This window comes from Mesorhizobium sp. KR1-2 (assembly GCF_040045035.1).
In the GTDB taxonomy this organism is placed as follows: Bacteria; Pseudomonadota; Alphaproteobacteria; order Rhizobiales; family Rhizobiaceae; genus Pseudaminobacter.
This window is the reverse complement of the sequence record NZ_JBDZDS010000004.1, coordinates 286,592-301,632: the sequence shown is the minus strand read 5'-3', so window position 1 is coordinate 301,632 and position 15,041 is coordinate 286,592. Positions and strand designations below refer to the sequence as shown.

The following is a 15,041-nucleotide window of genomic DNA, read 5'->3' as shown; positions in this document are numbered from 1 at the left end:
CTCAATCTTTCCCAGGTCCAACTGGACTAGCAAAGCTTGTCCCGTTCCGCAAATCTCCGCTGAGTGGCTCGCTGCTGACGACGACCGTCGCCGTCAGTCCGGCCACAAGGTGCACACCGTCAGGGACGGAATCGAGCGCGATGCGCACCGGCACGCGCTGCGCAAGCCGCACCCAGGCGAAGGACGGATTGATGTTGGCCAGCGATCCGTAGGTGTCCGTACGTTCGCGGTCCTTGACGCCGGCCGCGATGCTTTCGACATGGCCATGGATGGTGCCGGCTTGTCCCATCAACGTGATGGCGACCGGCGCCCCCAGTTGAACGCGTGGCAGCTTGGTCTCCTCGAAATATCCCTCGACGCGGAACGTGTCGGTATCCACCAGTGCCATCACCGGCCTGCCCGCCATGACATAGTCGCCAGGGAGAAGGGAAAAGTTCGTGACGATCCCGTTGACCGATGCATGGACCTCCGAGCGTTTCAGGTCGAGCGCGGCGACTTCGCGCTGGGCGACAGCGGCCTGGTAGTCAGCCTCCGCCTTGGCCTCGGTGGTGCGCGCCTCTTCCCGCTGCTGTTCGGACACGGCGACCCCTGTCAGCCGTTCGAAGCGCTGCAGGTTGCGCTTGGCCTGTTCAAGAGTGGCCTTGCTCGATGCGACCGCCGCGTCGGCCCGGTCGAACGCGATGGCGAAGCGGTCGCGATCGATCTGGAAAAGCAGGTCGCCCTTCTTCACAGTGGTGTTGTCCGCGACCGCGACATCGTAGACTAGGCCGGATACGTCGGGCGTCACCGCAACCACGTCGACGCGCACATGTGCGTCCCGCGTCCATGGCTGGCGCATGTAGATGTCCCACAGGCGCCAGCCGCCATAAGCCGCCGCAGCAACGACGACGAGGGTGAGAAGCAGGCGACCCAGAGCCTTGAACACATACTTCATGGCGACACCCAATGGGATAATTCAGCGATGCCCCAGAGCAGCAGCACATAGACCGCAAGGTCGAACAGGGCTGGGTGCCAGACTGCTCGATACAAACCCACCAGCGCGAACACGTTGCGCAGCACGAGGCTTGCGGCAAAGGCCAGCAGCATCGCCAAAAGCAGGCCCGGCACGACAACCCCGCCAATTACGAAATCCCGCATGATCATCGTGGCGCTTCCAGGAAATCGGCATGGTCGACGGCGCTGTAGGCAATGTCTTCCAGCAACGAGGCGCCATTCAGCAATTTGCGGTCGCCACCGGCGAAGCCGCGCCGCGTGAGCCGGCGCGCGGCCAACTCGCAGATGCGCGCAAGGCGCTGCGGGTCGCCGTCGCCGAGCCGCCGCAACACCGGCCCGGTCGCGAAGGCGATGGACGCATGCGCCGAACGCAAGCCGTGAAGGGCGATGGCCGCATGGCCGATGGTCAGTGACGCCAGCATGCCCCGCAACTCGCGCTCGCCCTCCTCGGGCGAAACCGCCAGGCTGGTCACGATCTGCCTGCTGAAGCGGTCCGCGGTGCGGCTGAGCCAGGCATGTTGCGACCAGCGCTCCGGATTGCGGCCGATCGCCGCCAGGTCGTGCCGCACGGCTGCGTGCAGGCGACGACGGATGCGCAGCGGGTCTTCGGGCAGGAGTAGCGCGAAGACCAGCGTTCCGCAGGTGATGCCGACGAGCAGGGCAAGCGAGCTGTTGATGAAGCCGATGAAATCTGGGCGAGCGCCGTTCTCGGGGCTGATCAGATCCCAAAGGAAGAGGTTGAAGCTCGCCGCCGGCGCCGCGGTGCGCTGAAAGCGCATCGCAAGGCCGCCGACGACGAGGAAGGGGCTGGTCACCGCCGCCAGCATCACGAAGTCGGAGACGGCCGGCAGCAATGCGAAGTTGCAGACGGTCGCAGCGACGATGGCCGCTGCCGCTCCCTGGAAAAAGCCGAAACCGGCGGCGATCGCATTCGGGCGTGGGGCGAACAGAGAGCAGATGACAGCGACGATTACGACGGCACCGGACCCGTAGGGCCAGGCGGTGGCGATCCAGAAGGCGGCCGCCAAGAGCACGGCGACGAAGGAGCGCAGGGCATTCTCCCATGCCGCGACACGGTCGAAATGGAAGTGAAACGACAGGCGTGACGGCGGTGCGTTCGCATCGACGAGCAGCGCCTGCCGCGCCAGGGTTTCATGGGTGTTGGCGAGCAGCAGCTCCAGCCGGTTGACGAGTTGCAGGTGCGAAGGGGCGAGATGGCCACCGGCTTCGCGTCCCGGTTCGGCGACGGGCTCGCCGATCTTCTTGACGAAAGCCCCCACGGCAGGGCCGTTCGACGCAGGATTCCGCGCAACCCGGTCCAGCAGGTCCGCGGTTTCGGCAACCAGCGGGTCCTGCGGCCCCGGGTTGCGGGCGAGATATTCGCGCAGCGTCTGGGCGGCGGCCAGTTGCGCCAGGCTTGCGGCGACCGCGCCGCGCAGGTGGCCGAAGCGCCGGCGCACGCTGATCGAGCTGGCCGCGGCATATTCGCCTGTGGCGTCGAGATCCACCGCCCCCGCGAAAAGCCGCTGCAAGACGACACTGTTGTCCTCGCCGCGCAACGCGCGAGCGCATGCGGTCGCCACCTGCCGCACGAAGGTGTCGAGGCGATGGCGAAGGCCGGTCAGCGGTGTGCCAGGGGCAAAGACCGCCGTAAACACGGCCTCGGTGACGATGCCGAGACAGATATAGGCCACGCGGGCGATTGCGATGTCGAAGACCGCGTTCGGCTCGCTCGATGCACTGACGCCGATGATGGCGGCGGTGTAGCCGGCGAGCACGGCACCGTAGGAGCGGAAGTTGCGCAGGGCGGTCGCCAGCCCGGTGCAAAGCCCCAGCCAGGCCGCCAGCGCCAGGAAGAAGAGCTGCGGTGCCTGGCCGAAGACGGCGATGAGAGCGATCGCGACCCCGGCGCCGACGACCGTGCCCAACAGCCGATACTGGCTTTTCGACAGGCTCATCCCGCGGCTGCCCTGGGCCACGACCCAGACCGTCATCGCCGCCCATTTCGGCTCGTCGAAGTCGAGGAGCAAGGCGATGTAGAGGGCCACCAGCGAGGCCGCCGTCGTGCGCAAGGCAAAATTCACGGCGGGCCAAGTGATGCCGGCCGGCAGGGCGTCCCCGAGAGGGGAGAAGCTGGGCTGACGTGTTGCCGTCGACATGTGCTGTCACATAACGACCGGGGAATTTTTACCAATATAGCATGAATGGCAAAAATGCTTGCCAACATGACAATCATCGACCGGACCTTGTGGAAGCGGGCTCGCCGGCATGCCTTGCCGGTGAGGACGTCGAACCCGCTCTGCAGCAACTCTATTGCAAGCTGCAGAAGGTGTAGACGCCATCTGCGGGGGCTATGTCGATCTGATTGTAGGAGCCGCCCTTGAATTCTCCAATCGCATCAATAGTGTCGAAAAACCCACCGCTGAACGCAATTGTTCCGGTGGCCGGGTCATAGGTGTAGGTCCCGATCTCATCATCCTCGGCGTGGTAGCGGCCGCCTTCCAGGAGATAAAAGCCCCGCCCTGGACCGTAAACCTGCCCACGCCCCGTTCCGCCATAGTCGCAGTAGTACTCGCCAAGTGGCGGACCTTCAGACGGAGCCGAGCTGGAGGCATTGCGGTGGCGACCGGCGGAAGCGGCAGGTCGAGCCCAAAAGGCAAGGCCTTGCCGGATTGCGCCAAGGCCGGTCCGGCAGCAAGGGTAAGGCTCAGATAGATGAAGCGCAGGCCAAAAAAACATGATCAAAAGGTCTCGGTGCCAAATGGCATGGCGTAACCAATAAGAATGTGCCCTATGGCCACGCGGTCGTCTCTCGGCTTGTTCTGATAATCCACCAGTGTTTTGGTTGATGCCTGAGAAACGGCCGCCGCTGCGGTAACAACGCAGCGCTTTCCGTGCAATATCGAAGCCGCACCGGATCGCAGCGGCAACCGCGGCGAGATCGATGCCAATTTGCCACAGCGGTTTTACTAGCCATCGCATCTGCAGCGCCTTAATGACAGGTGCGCGACGCGTGCGCCAATTGATAACAAGAAGGTCGAAGCCCGAATGAACCAGCTGATGCCGTCCAGCGAGGGCGACCCGATTCCTGCAGACAGTGTCCCCCTCACAGTCGATCATGCGGCCGAAAGGGCACTCGTTCGTCGGCTCGTGTCACATTGCCAGCGCTTTCGCGATCCCGACAACGGTCGAGCGACAGTCGAGTTGGCCCTCACGCTCGCCCCCTTCCTGACGATCGCCGCGACGCTGGTCTGGCTGACCGCCTATGCCGGGCCATTGCTCGGTGGCTGGCGATGGGCCCTGGTGGCGCTGCTGGCTCCGGCTTGCGCGGCATTTCTGGTCCGGCTTTTCGCGATCCAGCACGATTGCGGTCATGGCTCCTTCACCAGTTCGCGCCTGGCAAACCGCTTGATCGGGCGCTCGCTCAGCGTGCTTACATTTACCCCCTACACGCTTTGGCAGAAGGCGCACGCGGCCCACCACGGCTCTTCGGGAAATCTCGACAAGCGCGGCATCGGCGACATCAACACCAGGACGGTCGCCGAATACGAGGCGATGAACACCCGTCAACGGCTGATGTATCGCATCTACCGCAATCCGGTGGTCCTTATCGTTCTCGGTGTTCCGCTCTATTTTCTCGTAGTGCACCGGCTTCCATACAACGACGCGATACCCCGCGTGGACGCATGGCGCAGCGCGGGCGGGCTCAATCTGGCGCTGGTCGCTTTCTATGGCGCGCTGGTCTGGCTGTCGGGCTGGGCGGCTATGCTTGCGGTGCTGCCCGTGGTGGTCATGGGCGCATGGGCCGGCGGCTGGCTGTTCTACATACAGCACCAGTTCGAGGAGACGCGTTGGGACAAGGGCGACGCGTGGGATCTGCATGTCGCCGCGTTTGGCGGCAGCTCCTGGTATGTGCTGCCTCGCGCCGCGCAGTGGATCACCGGCTCGATCGGCCTGCACCACATTCATCATCTCTGCAGCCGCGTTCCGTTCTATCGATTGCAGGCATGCTTCAATGACAGCGCAGAGCTCCGCGCGGCAAGCGAGCGCGTCAAGCTCACATTCGGCAAGAGCCTGGCCAGCATCAATCTCGCGCTTTGGGACGAAAGGCGCCGCCGCCTTGTCTCTTTCGCAGAAGCGCGATCGTAGGGCCCCCGCGCCCTGCCGGGCACGCGCTCAGCCGCTTGCTCCGGCACGGCCTCAGCGCGCCCGACAGGCTTCGAACCTGTGACCTCTGCCTTCGAAGGACAGCACATCTCCATTTCCCCGTTGATGCCTGCGAACGCATCGGCTATGAAGCGCGGGATCGGTCGGCCAGCGACCGATTTCTGTCGAGGCGATTCTTCAGCTTCGGCCAGGCACCCGTAGCTCAGCTGGATAGAGCGCTGCCCTCCGAAGTGACCGCGGGGCACATTGCGGCCGAAAGGCCGAACCTTACCTCCCTTGGATTTCAGTTCGTGCGATGGAGCCGGCTTCAGCGCTGCGGCACTATTTCGCCACTTTGGCGGACATTTTGGCCGCGTCCTCGTTTGCTCCGGCGACAGCCTGGATCGGCATCCGTCGCGCTTTCGCTCACGACAGTCTGCGTGCGATGGCGTTGCATGACTTTCTTTACGGTGAAGCCAAAATCCTTGTCGCCTTATCCGCAGGGCCCAGTCGGTGAAGGCCTTTGCGGTCTCCGCCGTTCGCCACCGCCCGCACATATCTTGAGCGCATCTTTCAAAAGACCGGCATGCACAGCCAAGGTCAGCTTGTCACCCTGCTGAAGGGCGCCCAGCCATTCGACCCGGCAGAACAAGCTGCGCGTAAACGGAGTTGCTAAGGGACTATTCAAAACCGCATGCGGGCGCCCAATGTCACCGTGTGCAACGACGCGCGTTTCTGGAATGCGCCATCATAGGCGGCAAACCAATTCATCCCGGTGGTGCTTGCGGAAGTCAGATTGGCGTCTGCAGCAAGGCGTAGGACATCGCCTCCAAGGGCGCCAGTGCGTGCGTCCAACGTGCGTCCGAAAAGTTCGACGGGAACATGGAGGTTCCTGTCGCCCGCCAGCCGGGTGTAGGAAATATCTCCCGCCAGTCGAAGCGTATGATGCGTCAACGCAATCGGCGTGGACTCGATGCGAAAGCCCGGACCGGCCTCGATCTGCACGTATTCGGCCGACGGCACGGTCAAGGAAAATATTCCGGCGCCGGTTTCGCTTGCCGCATTTGCATGCTGCCATCGCGTCGTAATCGATGCATAGGGAGAAAGGGATCCTAGGTCGTCCAACTCGAAGCGGTGACCAGCACGCAAGCCGACCTCCGTTCCGAGACCGGTGACATTCGACCCGCCGGTCGGCGCGACGCTGGTGCCCGTTGCTCCGGAAATCGAACGGCGGATGATCGACTGGTCGAAGTGTGCAAATTGCGCGGTTCCGTCAGCGAACCAGCCACCGGCGGCCCACCTGCCATAGGCGCCAAGGTGAACATTGGTGGCCGTTGCGGAGTTGTCCTTGCCAGTGGTGGTCAGCCGGGCGTGCGTGAAGCCACCGACGATGCCGAACTGCCGTTCCGTATCGGCGATGAGATCGATGCCGCCGATAAGGCCGGCAGTTTCGCTGTCATGCGCCGAAAACGATGCGCTTGCTGCCAGAGATGCGGTTCCATAGACGGGTGTCAGCCAGCCGCTCGGTCCCGCTGGTGTGCGCCCCGCGTCCGAGAATGCAATGGTCGATGTTGCGTTGCTGTCGTAGCCAGTCGGCGCCTGGAGCCGGTTTCTCATGACCTGAGTGACACGATCCATTGCAGTGAACCGCGACCAGGCCGCGCCGGCGAAGATGTCGCCGGTCGCCGGCTCGAGGGTGTCGACAATGTTGCGAAGATTGAGCAGGCCCCAACCATAAACAGGGTCTATGCCCCGCTCGCCAATGTCTGTGGCCGTCTGCAGCACCAGTTGAGCCAGTTGCGAATAGGTGGCATCTGGAAACATCTGCGCGGCGATGGCCATCACGCCTGTGACATGTGGCGTTGCCATCGATGTTCCGTCCATCGACACGTAATAGTCGTCGCTGTTCGGCCCCGCCGACCAAATTCCGTCGTCGCCCGATCCGTCTCCCCCGGGTGCCGCGATGCACCAGGCCGCAGCGACACCGCACATGTTCGCGTAGCTGGCCAGAACGCCTGTCGGTCCGACAGCCGTCACGGCGATCCAGTGCGGCTGCAATTGGGGGTAGTAGTATGGCAGGCTTGCCAAAATACCGGGCTGAATCATTGCATCGTTCCCGGTCGCGAAGACCTGGACACTTCCTGCGACGGCTGAATCAACCAATGCGCTGAGCGTTTGCGGCAGGCCGCTCTCGAGATCTTCGCGTGAGATGTCGTTGATCGTGATACTTCTTTTAATCCCGGTATCAGGATCGATGAGATTTAGCCCCCATGAATTGCTGAAGAGGCGAATACCCTGCGCAAGGCCCCACCGGTAACCGTTGGCATAACCGGTGTCGCCATTAAGGACGGACCAGTTGATGCCATATAGCAGACTGCCGGGAGCAACGCCGACATGCTCTCCCGCGATCGTTCCAGATACGTGGGTGCCGTGCGGAGCAATCGGGCCATAGGGCGAGCCATCGACATTGAAGCCACCCATCCATCGGTCGGCAAACTCCTGATGGGTGTAGCGCGCCGCTTCGTCCATGACGCCGACCTTTACCCCCGCGCCGCTGTATCCCTTCTCAAGGGCATAGTTTCGCCCCACCATTTCGAGACCCCACAGCGAGGGCCCGTCCGACGCCAGAGCGGCCTTGCTGGATACCAACGTGGTTACCGCGAGCAGCAGCAGGCGGCTTACGGGAATCGAATTTGCGTGCATCGGTCAGTGTTCTCGCGAGAATACAAGATGATGGTAACTGCGCTGCTAAGAGCCAGCAAAAGATGCAGAGACCACTGCCATCTGTCACGGCCGCCGAACCCAAATAGCCCCAGCCCGACCCTTACCTCTTTGGCCGGATGGCAGCAAGCCGCTCGGAATGGTCGAGGCCAAGCGCACGCGCAAGGATGCGCGCCGGGGCCAGCAGCAGCCCACGCATGAAAAGCAGGCAGGTGATTTGCTCGATCACCTCGATCGGATTGGCGATGCCGCCCGCCCAGAAGGCGTTCCATACGGCATCGACCTTCGAGCGGAGTTCACCTGTGATCATGCAATTCCTCGAATCGAGACTATTCGTTCGGCCGGACCATAAGCCAGACATGCCATTGATCAAAAAGGCGCAGGAACGCAGCAAATTGCCTCGGCACTCTGGCGGCACAGCGCGCAATCTCCGATCAGGCACCGGACGGCTGCCTCCGGCACAGCCCCGGCGCGCACCCGACAGGCTTCGAACCCGTGATCTCTGCCTTCGGAGGACAGCGCGACTCCATTTCCCCGTTGATGCCTGCGAACGCATCGGCTATGAAGCGCGGGATCGGTCGGCCAGCGACTGATTTCTGTCGAGGCGATTCTTCAGCTTCGGCCAGGCACCCGTAGCTCAGCTGGATAGAGCGCTGCCCTCCGAAGTGACCGCGGGACATCTTTCGGCAGAAAGTCCGAACCTTACCCTCCCAAGATTTCAGTTCACGCGCCTGAGCCAGCTTCAGCGCTACGGCACTATTTCGCCACTCCCTGCCACCCATCGGCCAAGTCGACGCTCGACAGAGCATCGCCGCTACTGCCTTACTTAGGCAGCGCTCAGATCTAGCGAATGGGATATTTTGGTAGGCAGACGCTTCCGTGGGAAAGCTGCTCTCCGAAGCGTCTGAACCTCTATTTGGGACCTTGTGCGGCTATTAACACCTGCTGGGCTAGGCTGTATCGGCACGATTCAGCCACATTATGCCGCTGTCTCAGCAGATGGCTTTGCTTCAGCCATTGGTTCTTTGTCGTCGTAGTAACCCGTTAGAGACAAAAGTTCCCCAACTTCGGTATCCACGTAGATTCCCAAGCCTGCATCTAACATCGGGGAAGGCGAGCCCGCCATCCAACTCATAGCAGTGCCGTCCCGGTTCTTGCGCCGCCCCTTCTGAAAAATGTCTCGATAACGAAAGGGCGAGATACCTATGAAGGGCACGAAGGCAACCTTATCGAGGCTTTCGCTTTCAATCGAGAGTTCGTGCCCATGTAGCTCATGGGCCCTGCTCTTTGGGTAGGGTTCGATGTAGACGACCCGTCTGACGCCTGCTGCTATTATGTGTTTAGTGCAGTTATGGCAGGGAAATGTCGTGCAAAATAGGGTTCCGCCTCGAACACTCCTACCGATGCGAGCCGCGTCACAAATTGCAACCATTTCGGCATGAACAACTCGCCCGTATTCTGTCAGATCCATGATGGCAGCGTCCACCAAGGGGCCCTTCTTGATGGTGGCTCCGACGCCATCCTTTTCCTTCACGGTTAGCGCGGAGACGATTTCATCGACAGCCCCGATTGACTTGCAGGTGTCTGATAGCATCCCTGCATCATGTAGGCGCTCTACCACTTCTTTTAGTATCTGCTTTTTCAGTGCCTCATTAGGGTCGTAACCGAGCTTTACGTCTCTGAAATCTGGCTGCTCCTGATCCCAGTAGGTCCCGCCGAAGGCTTTTGGAACTTCATTGCATCCTTGAGTAATTATCTCGCCACCGTCTGAGAAAATAGCAGCTCCGACTTGGCGAGAAAGATCCGCAGATCGAAGTGATGCTGATTTCGCGGCATACATGCCGTATTCGTCTTTGGTAGGAGAGACGTCAGTTTTCCCGAACAAACCTTTCACAAACCGGTCGATGGTTCTGTCCATGTCCTGACGCGTGTTCGCATCAACGAAAACATCAGCTAGGTAAAATGTGTCTCGTATGTGCTGTCCGTTGATGTCGTCTTCATCTGCGTCTCGATCCAGGATCTTGTTCGTCTCAAACTTCACCTCAGCAGTCGATGCGCGGGTAGAGATCGATCGCTGGATGCGCTCGAAGACTCTGTTGAAGCGTTCCTCGACTGCCGTATAGGCAGAGATCAGGACGAACTGCTTCCCATAGACTCGTCTTAGACGAGTCACCTCGTCAGGGCGTTTCAGCTGTCGGACGACGTATGCGGTGGACTCTTTGGGGATCTTTATTGAGCCTGTCAGCTCTCCCCTTCGGCGCTGAATTGCGTCGATAGCAATCAGTGCCATTGTGGACGGACCGTCATACTTCCGGCAAAGGTCCGTGGCATAGTCCATTTTGGCTGCAATCTGATCATGATACGCGCCGGACTGGGGCAGAGGGATGTCAGCAGTGTATGCACGCATCTCCTCTGTTAACTTGATGCTAACCGCTTGGTAGCCAACTGATCGGAGCGAGTGTGAGAGGCTGTCACTCAGCGCATCGAGATCGACCCCGAGAGGGCCGGCAAGGCCAAAGACCAATTCTGGATGCTCGATAAGTCGCGAGTTTGACATCTTTGGGAACCTAAACGGAGTTAACTGATTCCACTAGCCCTGAGAGTTCCCTACGAACTATGGTGACACGAACGAATCGCCTGCTGGAGGAGAAGAACATGAACGAACAAATGACTCTGCGCGATGAGCAAGTGTCGGCCATTCGTGAAGCCGCTGACAGGCTCGCTTCCAGGATTAGTCACGTCTTCAACTTCGATCCGCAGAAACTCGAAGACTTCCAGTCTAGTAATCGAGAAACCTATACACGAGAGCCTCAGGCCCCTGCCCACCTTTAGGATAGCTGCCTGAACAATGCAGCACTCTCTCGCCTTTCGGGATATCCGGAAGTCCTTGATCCCGCTGGTGCCGGCACGCGGCTTGTAACCCTTTTCCAGCGCTCATAGTCATCAGCGGCACAATCTGATCACACTGGCGGGGAAAGCTCCTTGGCCCCTTTCCGGGGGCGTCCTACGCGTCATGAGGCACAGAACAAGGAGGTGCTTCATGGCGACGATCCGCCGATTGCGGGGCAGATGGCAAGCTCAGGTCAGACGTAAAGGAATTGCCCCGCGTGCCAAGAGCTTTGATTCAAAAGCCGACGCCGAGAAATGGGCACGAAATCTCGAAGCTGAGCTCGATCGTTGCGGCAACCTGCCAGACACGCGCCCTGCCGAGCAGATGACCGTCCGGGTGATGTTCGAGCGCTACCTACGCGAGATCACGCCAGAGAAGCGCTCGGCGTCGAGCGAGACGTATCGCATCAAGGCGATGATGAAGCGCTCGATCGCACATCGCACGCTGGCGATGCTTACGCCGCAGCACGTCGCTGAGTATCGAGACGAGCGCCTAGCAGTCGTCTCACCCTCGACCGTCATCCGGGAGCTCAACTCACTTGGTCACGCGATCGACATCGCCCGCAAGGAGTGGGGCGTGCACCTGCCGCAGAACCCGTGCCGGCTGATACGTCGACCGAAGCCACCACGTGGACGTGATCGCCGCCTGGCTCCCGGTGAAGAACAGAAACTCCTCGACGCGGCCGATGCCGGACGAACTCCCTGGATGCGCCCGCTGATCATTCTTGCCATCGAGACCGCCATGCGACAGGGCGAGCTACTGAGCCTCACCTGGTCGAACGTCGATCTCGATAAACGCATCGCGCACCTGCCGCTGACAAAAAACGGTGATGCACGCGACGTGCCTTTGTCCAGTCGAGCGATTGCGGTGCTGACGGAGCTCCAAGCGACCCGCACTGGTGAGCTGGTGATCGCCACGACCAAAAGCGCCGTCGGACAAGCCTGGTTGCATTTACGGAACCGAGCGGGATCCGCTGATCTCCATTTTCATGATCTGCGACATGAAGCCGTTACCCGCCTGCTCGAACGAGGCTGGAACGTGATCGAAGTGGCAACCGTCTCGGGTCACCGGGAACTTCGGATGCTGCAACGCTATAGCCATCTGCGCGCCGAGGATCTGGTTGATCGGCTCGGGTAAGAAATTCGCTTCTTACGCGTAGATCTATGTTGTCACTCCCGCATAAGTTTGACAACATTTGTCAACATAGCGCACGATTGTGAGCCTGAACGTCAACATCGCATTCTGTTTCGGACCACAAAACACAGTCCAAATGAGCCGAAACACACCCGTATGTTGACAAACGTTTACGTTATGTTGACAGAAATGAGCAGTTTTGACGTTTTTCACGAAGTGTCAACATAGCCGGCCTCTTCTACGTTTGGCGTGCGAGCAAACCTACGCGATCATCGTCAACGCACTCATGCTAAGGGCAAAATACATACCTGGCAGGGCCTCAGTTCGGTAGACAACCTACGTCAACACTCCCGCGAGCCCTTGCGCCATAAGGACCAATACATATTCGGGCGAATCTCCCGTTGAGCCGCAGCAGATGAAAAGCACTGACTAGGGGTGGTGCAAACTGGTGCGAGATCGCCCGCGACGGTAGCCATCACCGGACGTCTGAGGATAGCCGTTCGACATCATGGACGATGCCGGAAAACGCCGGGTCGCATTGTGCGCTCGCGCTCGGATGCCGGACAACCTCCTTCGCGCGGAACGAGGCGTCGTCCGGTAGCGCCCACCTTGGATGGAAACTCCGAGCAGCAGACATGAGTGGAAGTCCTAGACGGGGTCAACGTGATCGACGGGGATGCCTTCTGGCGCCGCTGCGATCCCTGGACCAAACCTCCTCTATCAACCAGATCGACAGAGGAGCTCGCTGGCAGGCATCAAGAACCCGGTGCGCGTAGACATTAGACAACATCTGTCGACCAACCCTCGAGCACCTGAGAGACGGCAAACACTATTCCGTCGCGCACAATCAACTGCCGTTCAGCAAGATTCTCGCTACAGAATGAAAAGAGCGGCTCCGCTCGACATCACAAACATTCAGACTGGCGTTTAGCGCCGGAAGGAGAAGCTATGCCCATCATGCAGACCGCCGCGCAAAAGTGGCTCCGAGATATAACGAGTGCCTCGCGGCTTATCATGCCCGATCTGCTCGCGCGCGAGCGGTTTCTTTCCAGCCAGAAGTGGTTCGGCTATCGTTTCATGTCACCGCTTGCAGCGACCCTGCTCTTTGCGAAGCACTATCGCGAGGGCTATAAGCAGTATCTTCGGTTCAATGTCGATGCTGAGCTTGCCCGCAATGCGACTGGCATCTCGCTTAATGTTCCGGAGAAGCCGTGCACTGCGTTCACCCAGTTGTGGATCGCTCGGCAGAAGGCCGATGAACGCGGCCTACCCTATGATCTCATCATCCGTTTCGGCTTCGAGTTTGCCGGCCGTCGGCGCAGGAAGAACCCGCCCCGACCGATCCAGCTGTTCAGCAACTCGAACACCGAGGACGCTTGGAACTGTGAGATCGAGAAGTATCTCGAGGAGCATCTGCCTTTGGTGGTCGAGCAGCTTTCGGAGCTGCCTCAGTATCGCCTCGAGCACGATCGAGGGTTGCCGACGCAGGTAGAGTTCCGGGAGTTCATGTGGACCTACACTTTGTCGAGCGACAAGCCCTGGTCGAACCGGATCGGCCAGCAGTGCATCGAACGGCGCCAATTGCCGCTTCGTCGTTTGCTCGCTCAGGTCGAACGGTCGTATCGGCGGGGCGTCCTCACCGAAGTTCGGCACAGTCGCCGCCATGGCTCCTTCGAGCCCGCAGCTCAGGTCGATCTGCCCCCCATAGCTTTCGCACCCGCCTGTCTCGGCTTGCCTGCGAGCTACATGCCCGCGTCAAGTGAATGCACCAACTGCCCTTTCGCGGCCAAGTGCGGCGTCATCGCAGCAAGTGTGAGCGAACGCATGATCTGCAAGCACGGCACGGTTTCTCCGATAGCGAATGCCCGTCTTCTGAACCGCCGTGAGAAGACCAGGGAGCGGGTCCGGAAGCATCGTCTCAATAAGAAGGCGTGTCTCGTGCCTGCCGAAAACCGCGTCTAACCGGAGAGTAACGAGATGTAACGCCGCGCCGATCATATCGTGTATTTATACTAATAGAAGATACACATAACCTTAGGCACGGCGTTACAGCTTGGCGTCACAGATATGCTGATGCTCCGGCTACTCGGGCCTGCGGCCCTCGCCTGCGCGGCCCTACGGGCCTTGCCGCCGGCGCTGACGCGCCGGCCCTTTCCAATCCTTCCCGCCCCGGAGAGACTTCCTTTCCTGCGGCTCCAAGCGAAGCATCTCATTTCTGGATAGAAAGAGTCGACATCAAGCGAGGAGAGCTTCCCGGTTCGGTTCTCCGCCCAATCACGAGAAGCAACGCGGCATTGCATGGAGAACTGTTTTGCCGAACCGGTTCCCCACGTAGCGCCACAGGAGAACTCTCGGGTGCGCGTCGGCTGCTGAACGCGCTTTCCCTCGTCTGCCACACGAACGCCAGCAGGGAACGCCGGTGAGTCAACCAGCTGCATTACTGTTCTGATCATTCCTCAGGATGCGCAGGAGGGTGCGCGGATGGACGCCGTATTCAGCTGCAACGTGCTCTACGGCAACATTGTTCTGCTCGATGGCGATACGAGCTGCCGCACGCTGGGCTGCTGTTGTTGCTGGTCGCCGGCCTATCCTGCTCCCTCGCGCACGGGCTGCTGCCATCCCGGCTCGGGTCCGCTCGCTAATCAATGATCGCTCGAACTCGGCCATGGCGGCGAGCAGGTGGAAGAGTAGCCGGCCTCCTGGTGAGCTCGTATCTATCGCCTCGCTCAGAGAGTGGAACTCGACACCACGACCGCCGAGATCCGTCACGAGCCGGATCAGGTCGATTAGCGATCGGCCGAGCCGATCAAGTCGCCAGACGACGAGCATGTCACCTGGGTTCAGACATTCGAGAGCCCGTGAGAGACCAGGCCGCTCGAAGTCCGAGCCGGAAATCCCTTGGTCGGCATGGATTTTGACACACCCCGCCGCCTGGAGCGCCGATCGCTGTAGATCGAGGTTCTGCTCGTTGGTCGAGACGCGGGCGTATCCGATCTTTCTCATGTTCACCTGCTGGCACCGACGGATTGGGATTTCGGTGCATTTTCAAGGAGATGATACCCGACCGAGCCTTGACGGAAAGGAACCCTTTTGTGCGGTCGGGGATTTCTGTTGACCGCTAGAACCAGTCGAAGAAAATCAAGCGCTTAAGAAAGTC

At 60.4% G+C, this 15,041-nt stretch carries 11 protein-coding genes, 2 tRNA genes and 1 pseudogene; 4 read left to right on the top strand and 10 right to left on the bottom strand.

Annotated elements, in window-relative coordinates; all coding sequences use genetic code 11:
- Position 1: 1 nt before the first annotated feature.
- From ABLE85_RS11125 to ABLE85_RS11110, 4 genes are all read right to left on the bottom strand, one after another.
- The gene (locus ABLE85_RS11125; protein WP_348792786.1) at positions 2–934 is read right to left on the bottom strand and encodes an HlyD family secretion protein; all 933 of its coding nucleotides are present in this window, start codon (positions 932–934) and stop codon (positions 2–4) included.
- Positions 931–1,143 (bottom strand): DUF1656 domain-containing protein, encoded by a 213-nt coding sequence (locus ABLE85_RS11120; RefSeq protein WP_348792785.1) that lies wholly within the window; start codon positions 1,141–1,143, stop codon positions 931–933. Before ABLE85_RS11120 ends, ABLE85_RS11125 begins: the two co-directional genes overlap by 4 nt.
- A complete protein-coding gene (locus ABLE85_RS11115) occupies positions 1,140–3,152 on the bottom strand; it encodes an FUSC family protein (protein WP_348792784.1) in 2,013 nt (670 codons plus the stop codon). The genes ABLE85_RS11120 and ABLE85_RS11115 overlap by 4 nt, the downstream gene beginning before the upstream one ends.
- Before the next feature lie 151 nt (positions 3,153–3,303).
- A complete protein-coding gene (locus tag ABLE85_RS11110; RefSeq protein ID WP_348792783.1) occupies positions 3,304–3,975 on the bottom strand; it encodes a hypothetical protein in 672 nt (223 codons plus the stop codon).
- Between the two features lie 66 nt (positions 3,976–4,041).
- On the opposite strand from ABLE85_RS11110, the gene ABLE85_RS11105 reads away from it, so the two are divergent.
- Positions 4,042–5,142, top strand: a complete 1,101-nt coding sequence (locus ABLE85_RS11105; protein ID WP_348792782.1) for a fatty acid desaturase — start codon at positions 4,042–4,044, stop codon at positions 5,140–5,142.
- Between the two features lie 55 nt (positions 5,143–5,197).
- Here the strand turns inward: ABLE85_RS11105 and ABLE85_RS11100 are convergent.
- The 5 genes and pseudogenes from ABLE85_RS11100 to ABLE85_RS11080 form a co-directional block, all read right to left on the bottom strand.
- A tRNA-Arg gene (locus ABLE85_RS11100) sits at positions 5,198–5,279 on the bottom strand.
- Positions 5,280–5,823: 544 nt separating this feature from the next.
- A complete protein-coding gene (locus ABLE85_RS11095; protein WP_348792781.1) occupies positions 5,824–7,842 on the bottom strand; it encodes a S8 family serine peptidase in 2,019 nt (672 codons plus the stop codon).
- A 205-nt stretch (positions 7,843–8,047) separates the two neighbouring features.
- A pseudogene (locus tag ABLE85_RS11090) lies at positions 8,048–8,170 on the bottom strand (type I restriction-modification system subunit M N-terminal domain-containing protein); the annotation flags it as partial.
- 162 nt (positions 8,171–8,332) lie between these two features.
- Positions 8,333–8,408, bottom strand: a tRNA-Arg gene (locus tag ABLE85_RS11085).
- A 431-nt stretch (positions 8,409–8,839) separates the two neighbouring features.
- Positions 8,840–10,417 (bottom strand): anti-phage dCTP deaminase, encoded by a 1,578-nt coding sequence (locus ABLE85_RS11080; protein ID WP_348792780.1) that lies wholly within the window; start codon positions 10,415–10,417, stop codon positions 8,840–8,842.
- A gap of 98 nt (positions 10,418–10,515) precedes the next feature.
- On the opposite strand from ABLE85_RS11080, the gene ABLE85_RS11075 reads away from it, so the two are divergent.
- From ABLE85_RS11075 to ABLE85_RS11065, 3 genes are all read left to right on the top strand, one after another.
- A complete protein-coding gene (locus ABLE85_RS11075; RefSeq protein ID WP_348792779.1) occupies positions 10,516–10,692 on the top strand; it encodes a hypothetical protein in 177 nt (58 codons plus the stop codon).
- A gap of 208 nt (positions 10,693–10,900) precedes the next feature.
- Positions 10,901–11,887: a site-specific integrase gene (locus ABLE85_RS11070; protein WP_348792778.1), complete on the top strand. Its 987-nt coding sequence runs from the start codon at positions 10,901–10,903 to the stop codon at positions 11,885–11,887.
- A gap of 945 nt (positions 11,888–12,832) precedes the next feature.
- A complete protein-coding gene (locus ABLE85_RS11065; protein WP_348792777.1) occupies positions 12,833–13,846 on the top strand; it encodes a hypothetical protein in 1,014 nt (337 codons plus the stop codon).
- A 462-nt stretch (positions 13,847–14,308) separates the two neighbouring features.
- On the opposite strand, the gene ABLE85_RS11060 is transcribed toward ABLE85_RS11065, so the two are convergent.
- Positions 14,309–14,887, bottom strand: coding sequence for a recombinase family protein (locus tag ABLE85_RS11060; protein WP_348792776.1), 579 nt, complete (start codon positions 14,885–14,887; stop codon positions 14,309–14,311).
- Between the last annotated feature and the right edge of the window lie 154 nt (positions 14,888–15,041).

Excerpts from the sequence above, each read along its gene's own strand:
- ABLE85_RS11125 (WP_348792786.1), bottom strand. The coding sequence starts at position 934 with ATGAAGTATGTGTTCAAGGCTCTGGGTCGCCTGCTTCTCACCCTCGTC.
- ABLE85_RS11070 (WP_348792778.1), top strand. The coding sequence starts at position 10,901 with ATGGCGACGATCCGCCGATTGCGGGGCAGATGGCAAGCTCAGGTCAGA.
- ABLE85_RS11060 (WP_348792776.1), bottom strand. The coding sequence starts at position 14,887 with ATGAGAAAGATCGGATACGCCCGCGTCTCGACCAACGAGCAGAACCTC.
- ABLE85_RS11075 (WP_348792779.1), top strand. The coding sequence starts at position 10,516 with ATGAACGAACAAATGACTCTGCGCGATGAGCAAGTGTCGGCCATTCGT.
- ABLE85_RS11115 (WP_348792784.1), bottom strand. The coding sequence starts at position 3,152 with ATGTCGACGGCAACACGTCAGCCCAGCTTCTCCCCTCTCGGGGACGCC.
- ABLE85_RS11120 (WP_348792785.1), bottom strand. The coding sequence starts at position 1,143 with ATGATCATGCGGGATTTCGTAATTGGCGGGGTTGTCGTGCCGGGCCTG.
- ABLE85_RS11065 (WP_348792777.1), top strand. The coding sequence starts at position 12,833 with ATGCCCATCATGCAGACCGCCGCGCAAAAGTGGCTCCGAGATATAACG.
- ABLE85_RS11110 (WP_348792783.1), bottom strand. The coding sequence starts at position 3,975 with ATGCGATGGCTAGTAAAACCGCTGTGGCAAATTGGCATCGATCTCGCC.
- ABLE85_RS11105 (WP_348792782.1), top strand. The coding sequence starts at position 4,042 with ATGAACCAGCTGATGCCGTCCAGCGAGGGCGACCCGATTCCTGCAGAC.
- ABLE85_RS11095 (WP_348792781.1), bottom strand. The coding sequence starts at position 7,842 with ATGCACGCAAATTCGATTCCCGTAAGCCGCCTGCTGCTGCTCGCGGTA.
- ABLE85_RS11080 (WP_348792780.1), bottom strand. The coding sequence starts at position 10,417 with ATGTCAAACTCGCGACTTATCGAGCATCCAGAATTGGTCTTTGGCCTT.